The sequence below is a fragment of the Brevundimonas sp. genome (genome assembly GCF_029946145.1).
Classification (GTDB): Bacteria; Pseudomonadota; Alphaproteobacteria; order Caulobacterales; family Caulobacteraceae; genus Brevundimonas.
Genome location: NZ_JAQSDY010000027.1, coordinates 470,440 through 483,742, shown reverse-complemented (window position 1 = coordinate 483,742; position 13,303 = coordinate 470,440). Strand labels below are relative to the sequence as shown.

The following is a 13,303-nucleotide window of genomic DNA, read 5'->3' as shown; positions in this document are numbered from 1 at the left end:
AAGGTCCGACCTCTTCAAGCCGGAGGCCGCCGATGACCGACCTGATCCGCCCCGAGGGCCCGGAGGCCGATGATTTCCGCTTCAGCCGCCGCGCCCTGGCGACCGGGGTCGTCGGCGGACTGGCCTTCGCCGGCTACGCCCCCGCGGCGCTGGCGCGTCAGGCGGCGCCGATCACCACGGGCGACGACGGCCTGACCATCGAGCAGACGACCTGTCCGGCGCCCGACGGCTTCGGCCTGCCGGCGTACATAGCCCGCCCGACCGGCGACGGTCCCTTCCCGGTAGTGGTGGTGGTGTCGGAGATCTTCGGCGTCCACGAATATATCCGCGACGTCTGCCGCCGGCTGGCGAAAGCCGGCTACGCGGCCATCGCCCCGGCCTTTTTCGTACGGGTCGAGGATCCGGCGCCGCTGTCGGACATGACGCGCATCCAGCAGATCGTGGCCGCGGCGGGCTATGAGCAGGTCATGGGCGATATCGCCGCGACCCTCGACTGGGCCAGTTCGCAGCTTTGGGCCAATACCGACAAGGTCGGGATCACCGGCTTCTGCTGGGGCGGCAAGGTGGTGTGGCAGGCGGCGGCGCGCTTCGCCGCGATCGACGCCGGCGTGGCCTGGTACGGCCGCCTGGCGCCGGCGGCCAACGCCACCCCCGAACAGATCGCCGCCGGCCAGCCGTGGCCGGTCGATCTGGCCGCCGATCTCAAGGCGCCCGTGCTGGGCTTGTACGGCGAGGCGGACCGGGGCATTCCCCTGCCCAGCGTCGAGACCATGCGCGCGGCCCTGCAGCGGGCGGGCCAGACGGACAGCCGGATCGACGTCTATCCGGCCGCGCCGCACGGCTTCCACGCCGACTATCGCGACAGCTACCGCGCGACGGACGCGGCCGATGGGTGGGGCAAGCTGCTGGCCCTGTTCGAGGCCCGGCTGAAAGCCTAGGCTTTCCCGTCGAAATTGCCGCCGGTCGCGCCGGCCGCGACATAGGCGGCGTTTCCGGCCGCGGCCCCGGAGCCCTTGGCGGCGACGACGACCATGGCCGGTCGCACGGTGCGGCCGAACAGGGCGTAGCCGGCCTGAAGCGTCTGGATCACCTGACCGCCCTGAACGGTGTCGGACGGCTGTTCCATCATGGCCTGATGGAGGTGGGGATCGAAGGCCTCGCCCGGCTCGGGGGCGACGCGTTTCAGATTGTTGGCCTCGAAGGCCGACAGCAGCGACTTCTGGGTCAGCTCCAGACCCGTGACCAGACCCGCCTCGCCGGCGTCGGCGTCCCTGGGCGCGGCCGCAAGGGCGCGCTCGAGATTGTCGGCCACGCCCAGCAGGTCGCGGGCGAAGCGCTGGATGGCGTAGGCGCGGGCGTCGTTGGACTGGGTCTCGGCCCGCTTTTTCGTGTTCTCGGCCTCGGCGACGGCGCGCAGGGCGCGGTCCTTCCACTGGTCGCGCTCGGCGATCAGGGCGTCGATGGGGCCCAGGCCGTCGTCAAGGCCGGCCTCGGCGTTGGCCCCGGCCTCCGCGATGTCGGCGGCCAGCTCTTCGGAGTGGGGGAAGTCGTCGTGTGTGTCGCTCAAGGCTCTTGTCCGTCCAGCATTCGCCCCAGCACCCGGGCGGTGTAGTCCACCAACGGTATGATGCGGGCATAGTTCAGTCGCGCGGGTCCGATCACGCCGATGGCGCCCAGGACCCGCTGTCGGCCCGTCATATAGGGCGCCGCGATCACGGCGGAACCCGAAAGTGAGAACAACCGCGTTTCCGCCCCGATGAAGATGCGCACGCCCTGGGCCGAGGACACTCCGTCCAGCAGGCCGATCAGCTGCTCCTTCTGCTCCAGGTCGTCGAACAGGATGCGGACCTTGTCCAGATCCTCGGCCGTCTCGCGGTCGTGCAGCAGATTGGCGCGGCCGCGCACGATCAGGGACCGTTCCCGCTCGGCCCCGCCCGACCAGGCGGCCATGCCGTCCTCGACCAGGCGGGCGGCGGCGGCGTTGAGCTCGCGGCGGGCGGCGTCCAGTTCGGTGCGCATCTCGGTGCGCGCCTCGTGCAGGGGTCGGCCCTTGAGGCGGGCGTTGAGGAAGTTGGACGCCTCGGTCAGGGTCGAGGGGGTGACCCCGGCCTTCAGCGGCATCAGGCGGTTCTCGACCGAGCCGTCGTCGCCGACCAGAACGGCCAGGGCCTGGTCGTGGCCGAGAGCGACGAATTCGACGTGCTTGACCCCGGCCTCGCGGATCGGGCTGGCGACGATGCTGGCCCCGCCGGCGAGGCCGGACAGCAGGCTGGAGGCCTCGTTCAGCGCCTCCTCGAAGCTGCGGCCGCGGCCAGCGAGGCGGGCATCGATCTCGCGCCGTTCGTCCGCGCCGATGTCGCCGATCTCCAGCAGGCCGTCGACGAACAGGCGCAGGCCGGCGTGGGTGGGGATCCGGCCCGCCGAGGTGTGGGGCGCGCCCAGCAGCCCCGCCATGGTCAGGTCCTGCATGGTGTTGCGGATCGAGGCGGGCGACAGGGCGACCCCGGTCATCGACAGGGTGCGCGAGCCGACCGGGTCGCCGGTCTCCAGATAGGTCTCGACGATGCGGCGGAAGATGTCGCGGGCGCGCTGATCCAGGCCGGTCAGGCTGCCCGTCTCCATTGCCGTCGAGGTCAGCAGGGGGGGCTTCATGTCTTCACGGGGGACAGGGTCACGGTTTCAGGATAAGCACCCCAGCCGCCGCTTCCAAGGAATACCGCAATGCGCCCGTCCGAACGCACGCCCGAACAACTCCGCGCCGTCACGCTGGAGACCGGCGTGAACCGCTACGCCGAGGGCTCCTGCCTGGTCACCTTCGGACACACGAAGGTTCTGGTGACGGCGTCGGTGGAAGAGAACGTCCCCGGCTGGATGCGCAACAAGGGGTCGGGCTGGGTCACGGCGGAATACGGCATGCTGCCCCGCGCCACCCACACCCGCGGCCGGCGCGAGGCCGCCAGCGGCAAACAGACGGGCCGGACGCAGGAGATCCAGCGGCTGATCGGCCGCTCGCTGCGCGCCGTGGTCGATCTGAAGCTGCTGGGCGAGCGCCAGGTGGTGCTGGACTGCGACGTCATCCAGGCGGACGGCGGCACGCGCACGGCGGCCATCACCGGGGCCTGGGTCGCCATGGCGAGCGCGTTCGACTATCTGCGCGCCGAGGGCGTGCTGAAGACCGATCCCATCCTCGACCAGGTCGCGGCCATCAGCTGCGGCGTGTGCAGCGATCAGCCGGTGCTGGACCTCGACTATGAGGAGGATTCCACCGCCGAGGCCGATTCCAACTTCGTCCTGACCGGCTCGGGGACCATCGTCGAGATCCAGGCCACGGGCGAGAAGCGCGGCTTCACCCGCGCCGAGTTCGACCGGCTGTTCCAGCTGGCCGAGGGCGGCTGCGCCGACCTGTTCGCCATGCAGCGGGCCGCCCTGGGCCGATAAGCCCGGCCCGGCGGGCTTTCGCGGGGGCGCGAACCATGCCTAAGGTGACCCTTCTCGCGACTGATCGGAGAGCCTGATGCGCCGGACCGTTCTCGCCCTTGCGACCATCGCCCTTCTGATCGGCGGTTGCCAGCAGCCCGCCTCGACGACGGCCGAAGGCGAACCCGCCGCGGTGGACGCCGCGCCGCCCGAAATGCCGGCCGACGCGCCGCCGCAGGAAGAGGTCCCGGACCAGACCGCCGCCACCGGCGAGCCGGGCTCCTGTCTGGCGGAGGTCGGCGCCGACGCCTCCGCCCGGCTGGTCCAGCGCTGCATCGCCGTCAGCCCCGCGACCCATCCGCCCTGCAACGCCGCCAATCCCTGCGCCATGATCCAGGGCGAGATCGATCGCTCCTGCGAGATGTATGCGCCGGGCGAGGCCAGGCCAGCGGAATGCGCGGCTTAGCGTTTGTTCCTCGCTTATCTTGATGAATCCGGGAACACCGGCGCCCGACCTGATCCCGATCAACCGATTCATTTGATCGGTTGTCTGCTGGTTGAAGATTCGCAGGTTCGGCCACTCGAGGATGCACTGGCCGAAGTCGTGAACCGGCGCTTTCCCCTACTTTGTAGGCGTCCGGGATTTGAGCTTCATGCAGCCGATTTGTACGGCGGCTCAGGATGGGCAAAGGGGGTCGCGCCCCAAGTCCGGATCGACACCATTGGCGAGATCGTGGATGCCGTTTCGCGACATTCGGACAGTTTCAGCTACTTCGGAGTCGATAAGCTGCGGTCGTTTGCCAATGCCCATCCCCACCGTATCGCGTTTCAATTTCTCGTCGAGAATCTCGAGCCCTATCTGCAGAGGAAGGGCGCACTAGGGCTTCTTGTTGCGGACGAAAACCACGAAGTGAGCCAAAATCTAATTGACGACTTTGCTATCTTCAAAGAGTTCGCCACGACTTGGGGATACAAGAGCGTGAAGGTTCAGTCGATCATCGACTCCGTCCACTTTGTGCAGTCACACAACAACCGCATCATTCAAGCAGTAGATATGCTGACCTACTTCACGCTGAAGGGGTATCGGATAGGTAGACGTAAGATAGAAACGTTTCTCGCATTGCCACAGCCTCGCGAAAGCTACCCTGTCTGGCTTGCTGCGAATTTATCCCGCTCTGAACAAACGGTCCTGGAAATCAAGAACAAGATCGCGCTCATCCCGGGGATTGGCAGCAAGATTTGGCCATGAAATGAGGTGCCAACCGGGGCCGAAGCTGGGACTCGCTGACGCAAATCCACACCCGGCTGACGCGCCATATATAGGCCGGCAACCGTAAACAAACAACTCAGCCCTGCCTGCGGTTTAATGGTTCTTAGACCACAGGAGCCTACCTTCGCTGGCCATGACGCCTGTTCAGACCCCTCCCGACCTGCGCGCCCTTACCGGCCTCCGCTTTCTCGCCGCCCTCTGGGTGGTGCTCTATACGGCGTGGCCGCATCTGGATGTGGGTTGGGTCCCTGTGGCCGTGACCAGGGGATATCTGGGCGTCGAGGTCTTCTTCGTCCTGTCGGGCTTCATCCTCAGCCACGTCTATCTCGAGGCGGCGGGCCGGAAGCGGTATTCCTACGGCGGCTTCCTGTGGGCGCGGATCGCGCGGGTCTATCCGCTGCATCTGGTCACCCTGTTCGGCATGGTCGCCCTGGGGGTCGCCGGCACGGCGGCGGGTCTGAGCATCGACGGCAGCCTGACCGACTGGCGCGCCCTGCCGGCCCACCTGACCATGACCCACGCCTGGGGTCTGGCCCCGATCTCGGCCTTCAACCATCCGTCCTGGTCGATCTCGGCCGAATGGTTCGCCTATCTGACCTTCCCGCTCTACGCCCTCGTCGCCTGGCGACTGCGGGATCGCCCGTTCGTGGCCGTGGCGGGAGCGGTCGCGCTGGCGCTGGCGATCTACGCGATCTTCCAGCCGCTGGCCGGCTTCTCCCTGACCGAGGCGACGTTCCGCTGGGGCGCGCTCAGGATCGTGCCCTGTTTCGCCCTCGGCTGTGCCCTGTACCTGGTCTATCGCCGCGCGCCGGTCCCGTACGCCGGACCGGTCGCCCTGATCAGCGGTCTCGGCCTGATCGTCAGCGCATCGCTGGGCCTGTGGGACCCCGTGACCGTGTTGCTGGCGGGTGGGCTGATTCTCGGCCTCGGTTCGCTGGACAACGCCCGCGCGGGCCTGATGGGGTCGAAGGCGGCGGTCTATCTGGGGGAGATCAGCTATTCGATCTACATGGTCTGCGCGCCGGTGCTGCTGGTCATGACCAATGTCGCGGCGCGGGTGACCGGGGCCGACGACAAGCGATTTCACATCATTGTGTGGCTGGTCGTGGTCGCGGCCATTCCGGTCACGGCGATGGCGACCTATCACCTGGTCGAACGCCCGGCCCGCAAGGCTTTGAGGGGTCTGGCCGATCAGCGTCGGGCGCGACGAAGTGCGACAAAACCGCACACGGATTCGCCTGAAAGGGTTCTTCAACCCACGAAAACTATCGTCTAAGGCTTGGTCATCGGACGTCGGGGACACACGCCAGCATGATGAAACGGCTCACAGCCGCCGCGGTTGCGGCGACCCTCGGATTTTCTGCGCTGGGCTATGCGCCCGTTGCGAAGGCCGATGAGCCGTACTGGCAGTGCGTGACCTTCGCCCGCATGTTTTCGGGCATCAACATCTTCGGCGACGCCCTGACGTGGTGGCGGCAGGCCCAGGGCAAGTTCCGCACCGGCGGCCGTCCCGAGACCGGCGCCGTGCTGGCCTTCCAGCCCAGCGGCCGGATGAGCCGGGGTCACGTCGCCGTCGTCTCCGACATCCTGACCGACCGGGTGATCCGCGTGACCCACGCCAACTGGGGCGGCAGCCGCGGCCGGGTCGAGGAAAACGTCACCGTGGTCGACGTTTCGCCCTCGGGTGATTGGAGCGCGGTCAAGGTCTGGTACAACCCGATCCATGATCTGGGCACCTCCGTCTATCCGACCTACGGTTTCATCTACAAAGCCCCGGCCCAGACCGTCGAGGGCGTGCTCATGGCCTCGGCGGACGCCTCCTCGGGTCAGCCCTGACCTGATCGCCGGCCGCGGGTTTCCCGCATGATCCGTGTCTATTGCGCCGGCCGTTCGGCCTGTGAACCGCCCGTCGAGCTTTCGAACTGGGTGCTGCCGCCCGACGCGGTCTGGATCGACCTGGTCAAGCCGAACATCGAGGAAGAGGCCGCCGTCGAGAAGGCGCTCGGCCTGTCGGTTCCCACGCGCGAGGAAATGGCCGAGCTGGAGGCGTCCAGCCGGGTCTATCGCGAGAACGGCGCCACCTACGCCACCGCCGACATCATCACCCACGGCGACGAGGAGATTCCGGGCGTTGAACCCGTGACCTTCGTGGTCACCGACGGGCCGCTGGTGACCATCCGCTACGTCGATCCCAAGCCCTTCGCCCTGATGGTCGAAAAGCTGCATCGGGAGCCCCGGCTTTGCGCCACGGGGACGGATATCTTCCTGCATCTGATGGAGACGGTGATCGACCGGGCCTCCGACATCCTGTCCGGAACGGTGGTTCGGGTTGAAGGCATCGCCGGCCACGTCTTCTCGGGCGGCAGGACGGTCGGGTTCGGAAAGCTGATCACCAAACTGGGCCGGGCGCAGATGACCAACGCCCGCATCGAGCAGAGCCTGGCCGGGCTGACGCGCATCTTCGCCTTCGTCGGCATCGACGAGCGGATGAGCAAGGGCGAGGCCCGCGCCCATCTGCGCTCCCTGTCGCGGGACGCCGAGAGCCTGTCGGCGCACAATCACACGATCGCCGCCTCGATCAATTTCCAGCTGTCGGCGGCGCTGGGCCTGATCAACATCGAGCAGTCGTCGATCATCAAGATCTTCTCGGTGGCCGCGGTCGCCCTGCTGCCGCCGACCCTGATCGCCTCGATCTACGGCATGAATTTCGACTTCATGCCCGAATTGTCCAAGCCCTGGGGCTATCCCGCCGCCCTGACGGCCATGGTGGTGTCGGTCATGCTGCCGCTGGCATGGTTCAAGCGGAAGGGCTGGCTCTGACGCCCCGGACTTGACCGCGACGTCCGCGCCGCGCTTTTTGCGCGCAGATTCCGGAGACCCCCCATGCGTCTGATCGCCCTCGCCGCCGCATCCGTCCTTGCCCTGTCGGCCTGTTCACAGGGCGGAGAGCCCGAGGCCGCGCCGCCGGCCGCCGAACCGGCGCCGACGCTGGCGGGCGTTGATCTGACCAAGCCTTTGCGGGCGCTGGGGACCGAGCCTTTCTGGAGCGTCGAGCTGACCGGGACGGAGCTGGTCTATACGAGCCCCGAGCCGCCCGAGCACCGCGCGACCCAGCCCCGGCCGGTCGTGCAGGGCACCACGGCGACGTGGGAGTCGAAGACGGCGGCCGGAACGGCGTTCAGCATCACCCTCGTCGCCACCGAATGCTCGGACGGAATGAGCGACCGCACCTATCCGCTGACGGCCATGGTCAGGATCGGCGAGACCAGTCTGAGCGGCTGCGCCGCCTCAGCGGCGGCCATCATGTCCGCAGGCGAGAGCGGGCCGGTGGTGGAGACTCAGCCGGCGGCGTAGTCGCGCAGCGTCCGCATGGCCCCCAGCCGGGCGAAGGCGATAGTCAGGGCCTTGCGGCGCGCCGGCGCCAGGGGGGCCAGCGGCGCGTCGCGCACCACCGCCCCGCCGAAGCCGTCGGCGACGATCAGGCCCGGGTGGTCGGGCAGGATGTCGGACGGAAACTCGGGCGCCACGGCGAAATAGAAGGCGTCGCAGAAGGGTCCGTATTCGCCCCATTTGCGGTCGACGCGATAGTCGTCGAGCCCCGACTTGACCTCGCAGATGACGATGTCGCCGCGCGGCCCGATGGCCATGACGTCGGCCCGCCGGCCATTGGGCAGGCCCACCTCCAGCAGCGGCGCATAGCCCAGATCCACCATCAGCCGCGCCGCGCCGCGCGTGACCGACAGGGTCGTCTCGGGGCGGCTGAAGACGAGGTCGATCTGCAGGAGTTCCGCGGGCATCCCGCTTTATGTTCCGCTTGTGTTCCGGTTTCAAGCCAGGGCGTATGTCACTACGCGCCTCGCTCCTGATGGAGTTCTGTGATCGACTCAGGGAGCCATTGCGTCCGATCCTTGGCTTTGCAACGAGTCCCAATGCGCCGAGCGCCGAACAACCTCCGGAACGCCGACAGTGAAACATGGCGGCTGCATCCCGTCGCCGCGTCCGCGGCTGCGGCGATCGTCCTCGTTTCCTGCCTGATCCAATGGCTGTTCCGGGCATTTGAATGGGGGATGCAGGGAGGCGCCTCGGCGGACATTGCCTGGCAGTTCTACCTGCCGATCTTCGGCCTTCCCGCCGTGGCCGTAGCGGGGCTGATCGGTCTGCAAGGCGGAGCCCGCGCCGGCGGCACGACCGCGCTGATCGCCGCCGCCGTGATGTTTCTTAACGTCGGATTGATCTGCCTGTTGGCGACCACAATAGCCGAACGGCGCGACGGTTTTTATCCGAGCTGGACGGACATGCATCCCCGCGAGACGGGTCTGGCCATGATCGTAATCGCCGCCGCGCTGGTCTCCCTCACGATTCGAAAGGGTTGGTCGACGGGTCTCCGGTAGGCCCCGCCGCCGGTGGCGGCCCCTACAGGATAAACCGGCTCAAATCGGCGTCCCGCGCCAGATCGCCGACGAGGTCGCGCACCCTGGGGCCGTCGAACGCCACGGTCTGGCCGGTCAGGTCCGAAGCCTTGAAGCTGGTTTCCTCCAGCACCCGCTCGATCACCGTCACCAGCCGCCGGGCGCCGATATTCTCGACCGCGCCGTTCGCCGCCACCGCCGCGTCCGCCATGGCCTCGACCGCGTCCGGGGTGAAGGTCAGGGTGACGTTCTCGGTGGCCAGCAGGGCCTGGTTCTGGCGGATCAGATTGGCCTCTGGCTCGGTCAGGATGCGCACGAAGTCGTCGCGCGTCAGGGCCTTCAGCTCGACCCGGATCGGCAGCCGGCCCTGAAGTTCCGGCAGCAGGTCCGACGGCTTGGCGACGTGGAAGGCGCCCGAGGCGATGAACAGCACATGGTCCGACTTCACGGGCCCGTATTTCGTCGAGACCGTCGTGCCCTCGATCAGCGGCAGCAGATCGCGCTGCACGCCCTCGCGGGACACGTCGCCGCCCGAGCGGTCCGAGCGGCCCGCCACCTTGTCGATCTCGTCGATGAAGACGATGCCTTCGTTCTCGGCCAGCGCCATCGCCTCGGTGGTCAGGCTTTCCTGATCCAGCAGCTTGTCGCTTTCCTCTGTCGTCAGGGGCCCGACGGCGTCGCGGACAGTGAGTCTGGCCGTCTTGGTGCGCCCGCCGCCCAGCTTGCCCAGCATTTCCGACAGATTGATCATGCCGACATTGCCGCCGCCGGGGAGGTCCAGCCCCTGCATGGGCGAGGCCGTGTCGGCCAGGGTGATTTCGATCTCCTTGTCGTCCATCTCGCCGGCCCGCAGTTTCTTGCGGAAGCTTTCCCGCGTGGCCGGCTGGGAGCCCGGTCCGACCAGGGCGTCGAGGATCCGTTCCTCGGCCAGGCCCTCGGCCGCGGCCTTGACGCCCGCCCGCCGTTTGTCGCGGACCATGACCAGAGCCGCCTCGACCAGGTCGCGCATGATCTGATCGACGTCGCGGCCGACATAGCCGACCTCGGTGAATTTGGTGGCCTCGACCTTGAGGAAGGGCGATCCGGCCAGTCGGGCCAGGCGCCGGGCGATCTCGGTCTTGCCGACGCCGGTGGGGCCGATCATCAGGATGTTCTTGGGCGTCACCTCGTCGCGCAGCTCGTCGGGCACGCGCTTGCGGCGCCAGCGGTTGCGCAGGGCCACGGCGACGGCGCGCTTGGCGTCGTCCTGGCCGACGATGAAACGGTCGAGTTCGGAAACGATTTCGCGGGGGGAGAGGTCGGTCATGGAAAGCAGATAGGGCGGCTCAGCCCGCAGCGGGAGGGGGTGGCGGCGCCGGCGGCGGGGGAGGGGCCGGGATCAGCTGGGCCAGAACGATCTTCCAGCCATCGGCCTGCCGCTGCCACATGCGGACGTAGTGGCCCCGCCGGGGTTGACCGTCACGGGTCCAGCTCGCGGGCCCGTAGGTCCAGACCATGTCGCCTGCCTGCGACGCTCCGCCGCCTTCGGTGCGCCCGAACTCGAACGTCGCCGGCCAGCCCGACAAGGCTTCCGCAAAGGCGCCGCGCCCGATCGCCGGCGGCAGGGGCGCGACGTACAGCCGCCCGTTGTCAGCCAGTACGCGCAGATGGGCCTCCTTCTGGTCGGCCGCCGCCTTGGCCGCCAGCGCGGCTTCCTCGTCCTGAACGGCCGCCATCGCGGCCTCGGAAGGCAGCGCCGGGGTCATGCCTTCCACGTCCAGAGCCGGGTTCCGATAGGTGCCGGGAAGAGGGGCTGCCGGCAGGATGACCGGCTCGCTGTCCGGGCCCGGCACGTCCGCGGCGCTGGCCCCCGAGCCGCCGTCGTAGACCCATTTCCACGAGCCGTCGGGCTGGCGCTTCCAGACGGTGAAATAGTGCCCCGTCCGGCGTCCGCCGACCTGCACCCCGCCGGTGGTGAAGCCCATGTCGCCCGAGCGCGAGATGCCCGCGAAATTCGGCCACCATTCCAGCAGTGGCTCGTCAGCGGGACGAGGGCCGTCGGGATAGGCCTCTCCGATCCGCAGCACCTGTCCGCCGCCGATCACGATGGCGTCCGGTGTCGACCATTTGTTGAAACTGCCGGCGATACCCATCGAGGGCGCGTCCGCCGCGAAGCCCCGTTCGGCCGCCACGACGGGCGCGGCGTCAGGCGTCCGGGCGACGGCGGGCGAAGCGGCGGCGATGATTGCGGTGATGACGAACATGCGCATGAGCAGATCTCCCGCCGCCATTCATCGCCATAAGCGCGGACCTGTCCCGTTAAATCGCGGAAAGATCAGTCCAGCGCCTCAACCGTCAGATTGCCGTTGGTGTAGACGCAGATGTCGGCGGCGATCGCCATGGCCCGGCGCGCGATCTGTTCGGCGTCCAGCTCGGTATGGTCGATCAGCGCGCGGGCGGCCGAGAGGGCGAAATTGCCGCCAGACCCGACCGCCGCCACCCCATGTTCCGGCTCCAGCACGTCGCCGACCCCGGTGACGGTGAAGATCGAGGTCTTGTCCGCCACCAGCAGCATGGCTTCCAGCCGGCGCAGATAACGGTCGGTGCGCCAGTCCTTGGCCAGGTCGACGCAGGCGCGGGCCAGCTGGTCGGGATACTGCTCCAGCTTGGCTTCCAGCCGCTCGATCAGGGTGAAGGCGTCGGCGGTGGCTCCGGCGAAGCCCGCCAGCACCTTGCCGCCGGCCAGGACGCGGACCTTGCGCGCCGCGCCCTTGACGATGGTGGGGCCCATGGAGACCTGGCCGTCGCCCGCGATCACGGTGCGGCCGTCCTTTCGGACCGCCAGAATGGTGGTGCCGTGCCAGTCGGGGAAGGAAGGGTTCGCGTTTGTCATGCCCCAGACATGGCGACCGAAATGCGGCGGGGCAAGCCGGAAGTCGAGCAAATACAACAACGAGAACATGTCACGTTTTAGCCTATGTAACCCGGTAAATTTGAACATCCATTCCAGACATTCAGGTAGTCGGAGCAAATATCGTGCTTCATCGCGTTATCTATTCCAGCGAAGCGGTCGGCGCGACCGGCGTGTCGACCCTGTCTGTCGCCCAGATTCTGGGCCATGCCGAACGGAATAACCGGCGCGACCACATCACCAGCTGCGTGATGTTCCATCAGGGGCATATCCTTCAGGTCATCGAGGGGGCGCGCACCGACATCGACCGCCTGATGCGCCGGCTACTGGTCGATCCTCGCCATTCGGGTCACCGGATTCTCGTCGACACGCCGGTCGCCGCGCGCATGCTCGCCGAACCCATGGGGCTGTGCTCCGATCCCGCCACCCTGCTCGGGCGACTGGGTCTGAGCTGCCTGTCGAGCATCACGGCGAACGAGGCCCAGGCCATACTCGAGTATCGCACGGCGGCGTGACGCCAATCCTCGTGACGTCAACCCGTGACGTCGGGCCGATCACGGCCTAACGGAGAGGGGTGAGCTTTTCCGACGATGAAATCGAACGCTACGCCCGCCATCTGGTCCTTTCCGAGGTGGGTGGTCCCGGTCAGCAACGGCTGAAGGCCGCCCGCGTCGCTGTCGTGGGCATGGGCGGGGTCGGCGGGCCCGCGGCCCTGTATCTGGCCGCGGCCGGTGTCGGGGCCGTTCGGCTGATCGACGACGACGCGGTGGCGCTGTCCAACCTGCAGCGCCAGGTATCCTTCGCCACATCAGACATCGGGCGCGCCAAGGTCGAGGCAGGCGCCGACGCCCTGACCGCTCTCAATCCTCATGTCCATATCGAGCCGGTCGCGGAGCGGCTGACCGGCGCCAACGCCGCGCGCCTGATCAAGGGTTGCGACGTCGTCATCGACGGCACCGACGACTTTCCCACGCGCTTCGCCGTCAACGCCGCCTGCGTCGCGGCGGGCGTTCAGCTGGTGTCGGGCGCCCTGGGTCGCTGGAGCGGGCAGGTCGGCGTATTCCGGGGCCGTCCCTGCTACCGCTGTCTGACGCCCGGGGTCCCGCCCGACGCCGAGACCTGCGCCCGCGTCGGGGTGATCGGGGCCCTGGCCGGGGTCGTGGGCTCGATGGCCGCGCTGGAGACGATCAAGCTGATCACCGGCGCGGGCGAGCCCCTGACGGGCCGCCTGCTGATCTACGACGGTCTGGCCGGCTCATCCCGGGTGGCGCGGATCGCCGCCGATCCGCACTGTCCGGTTTGCGCGAACGGCTGAGA

17 protein-coding genes are annotated in these 13,303 nt (G+C 68.1%); 11 read left to right on the top strand and 6 right to left on the bottom strand.

Annotation, left to right across the window (positions count from 1 at the left end; translation table 11 throughout):
- The first annotated feature begins 32 nt into the window (after nucleotides 1–32).
- The gene (locus PSV23_RS14530; protein WP_300470263.1) at nucleotides 33–938 is read left to right on the top strand and encodes a dienelactone hydrolase family protein; all 906 of its coding nucleotides are present in this window, start codon (nucleotides 33–35) and stop codon (nucleotides 936–938) included.
- Here the strand turns inward: PSV23_RS14530 and grpE are convergent.
- Both grpE and hrcA read right to left on the bottom strand, forming a co-directional pair.
- Complete coding sequence (gene grpE, locus PSV23_RS14525) at nucleotides 935–1,516, bottom strand: nucleotide exchange factor GrpE (protein WP_370461089.1); 582 nt, start codon at nucleotides 1,514–1,516, stop codon at nucleotides 935–937. The two genes, PSV23_RS14530 and grpE, sit on opposite strands and share 4 nt — an antisense overlap.
- A gap of 47 nt (nucleotides 1,517–1,563) precedes the next feature.
- Entirely contained in the window at nucleotides 1,564–2,622 is a 1,059-nt protein-coding gene (gene hrcA / locus PSV23_RS14520; RefSeq protein ID WP_300470472.1) for a heat-inducible transcriptional repressor HrcA, read from the bottom strand.
- A 99-nt stretch (nucleotides 2,623–2,721) separates the two neighbouring features.
- On the opposite strand from hrcA, the gene rph reads away from it, so the two are divergent.
- The 7 genes from rph to PSV23_RS14485 all read left to right on the top strand — a co-directional run bounded on the left by rph (nucleotide 2,722) and on the right by PSV23_RS14485 (nucleotide 8,041).
- Nucleotides 2,722–3,438 carry a ribonuclease PH gene (gene rph, locus PSV23_RS14515; RefSeq protein ID WP_300470259.1) on the top strand — a complete coding sequence of 239 codons (717 nt, stop codon included), beginning with the start codon at nucleotides 2,722–2,724 and terminating at the stop codon, nucleotides 3,436–3,438.
- 76 nt (nucleotides 3,439–3,514) lie between these two features.
- On the top strand, nucleotides 3,515–3,883 hold the full coding sequence (locus tag PSV23_RS14510) for a hypothetical protein (protein ID WP_300470257.1): 369 nt from the start codon (nucleotides 3,515–3,517) through the stop codon (nucleotides 3,881–3,883).
- 3 nt (nucleotides 3,884–3,886) lie between these two features.
- Complete coding sequence (locus PSV23_RS14505; protein ID WP_300470255.1) at nucleotides 3,887–4,666, top strand: DUF3800 domain-containing protein; 780 nt, start codon at nucleotides 3,887–3,889, stop codon at nucleotides 4,664–4,666.
- 154 nt (nucleotides 4,667–4,820) lie between these two features.
- The gene (locus PSV23_RS14500) at nucleotides 4,821–5,963 is read left to right on the top strand and encodes an acyltransferase (RefSeq protein ID WP_300470253.1); all 1,143 of its coding nucleotides are present in this window, start codon (nucleotides 4,821–4,823) and stop codon (nucleotides 5,961–5,963) included.
- 38 nt (nucleotides 5,964–6,001) lie between these two features.
- A complete protein-coding gene (locus tag PSV23_RS14495; RefSeq protein ID WP_300470251.1) occupies nucleotides 6,002–6,523 on the top strand; it encodes a CHAP domain-containing protein in 522 nt (173 codons plus the stop codon).
- 27 nt (nucleotides 6,524–6,550) lie between these two features.
- A complete protein-coding gene (locus PSV23_RS14490) occupies nucleotides 6,551–7,507 on the top strand; it encodes a magnesium transporter CorA family protein (protein ID WP_300470249.1) in 957 nt (318 codons plus the stop codon).
- Nucleotides 7,508–7,570: 63 nt separating this feature from the next.
- Complete coding sequence (locus PSV23_RS14485; protein ID WP_300470247.1) at nucleotides 7,571–8,041, top strand: hypothetical protein; 471 nt, start codon at nucleotides 7,571–7,573, stop codon at nucleotides 8,039–8,041.
- On the opposite strand, the gene mmcB is transcribed toward PSV23_RS14485, so the two are convergent.
- A complete protein-coding gene (mmcB, locus tag PSV23_RS14480) occupies nucleotides 8,026–8,484 on the bottom strand; it encodes a DNA repair putative endonuclease MmcB (RefSeq protein ID WP_300470245.1) in 459 nt (152 codons plus the stop codon). The two genes, PSV23_RS14485 and mmcB, sit on opposite strands and share 16 nt — an antisense overlap.
- Nucleotides 8,485–8,616: 132 nt before the next feature.
- Here mmcB and PSV23_RS14475 point away from each other — a divergent pair, with 132 nt between their 5' ends.
- A complete protein-coding gene (locus PSV23_RS14475) occupies nucleotides 8,617–9,078 on the top strand; it encodes a hypothetical protein (RefSeq protein WP_300470243.1) in 462 nt (153 codons plus the stop codon).
- 22 nt (nucleotides 9,079–9,100) lie between these two features.
- Here PSV23_RS14475 and hslU read toward each other — a convergent pair whose 3' ends face one another.
- The 3 genes from hslU to hslV all read right to left on the bottom strand — a co-directional run bounded on the left by hslU (nucleotide 9,101) and on the right by hslV (nucleotide 11,968).
- Nucleotides 9,101–10,402, bottom strand: a complete 1,302-nt coding sequence (hslU, locus tag PSV23_RS14470) for an ATP-dependent protease ATPase subunit HslU (protein ID WP_300470241.1) — start codon at nucleotides 10,400–10,402, stop codon at nucleotides 9,101–9,103.
- A gap of 19 nt (nucleotides 10,403–10,421) precedes the next feature.
- On the bottom strand, nucleotides 10,422–11,345 hold the full coding sequence (locus PSV23_RS14465; RefSeq protein ID WP_300470239.1) for a DUF4440 domain-containing protein: 924 nt from the start codon (nucleotides 11,343–11,345) through the stop codon (nucleotides 10,422–10,424).
- 65 nt (nucleotides 11,346–11,410) lie between these two features.
- Nucleotides 11,411–11,968 (bottom strand): ATP-dependent protease subunit HslV, encoded by a 558-nt coding sequence (hslV, locus tag PSV23_RS14460; protein WP_300470469.1) that lies wholly within the window; start codon nucleotides 11,966–11,968, stop codon nucleotides 11,411–11,413.
- Nucleotides 11,969–12,111: 143 nt separating this feature from the next.
- On the opposite strand from hslV, the gene PSV23_RS14455 reads away from it, so the two are divergent.
- Both PSV23_RS14455 and PSV23_RS14450 read left to right on the top strand, forming a co-directional pair.
- Nucleotides 12,112–12,501 carry a BLUF domain-containing protein gene (locus PSV23_RS14455; protein ID WP_300470238.1) on the top strand — a complete coding sequence of 130 codons (390 nt, stop codon included), beginning with the start codon at nucleotides 12,112–12,114 and terminating at the stop codon, nucleotides 12,499–12,501.
- 59 nt (nucleotides 12,502–12,560) lie between these two features.
- On the top strand, nucleotides 12,561–13,301 hold the full coding sequence (locus tag PSV23_RS14450) for a molybdopterin-synthase adenylyltransferase MoeB (RefSeq protein ID WP_300470236.1): 741 nt from the start codon (nucleotides 12,561–12,563) through the stop codon (nucleotides 13,299–13,301).
- Nucleotides 13,302–13,303: the final 2 nt, after the last annotated feature.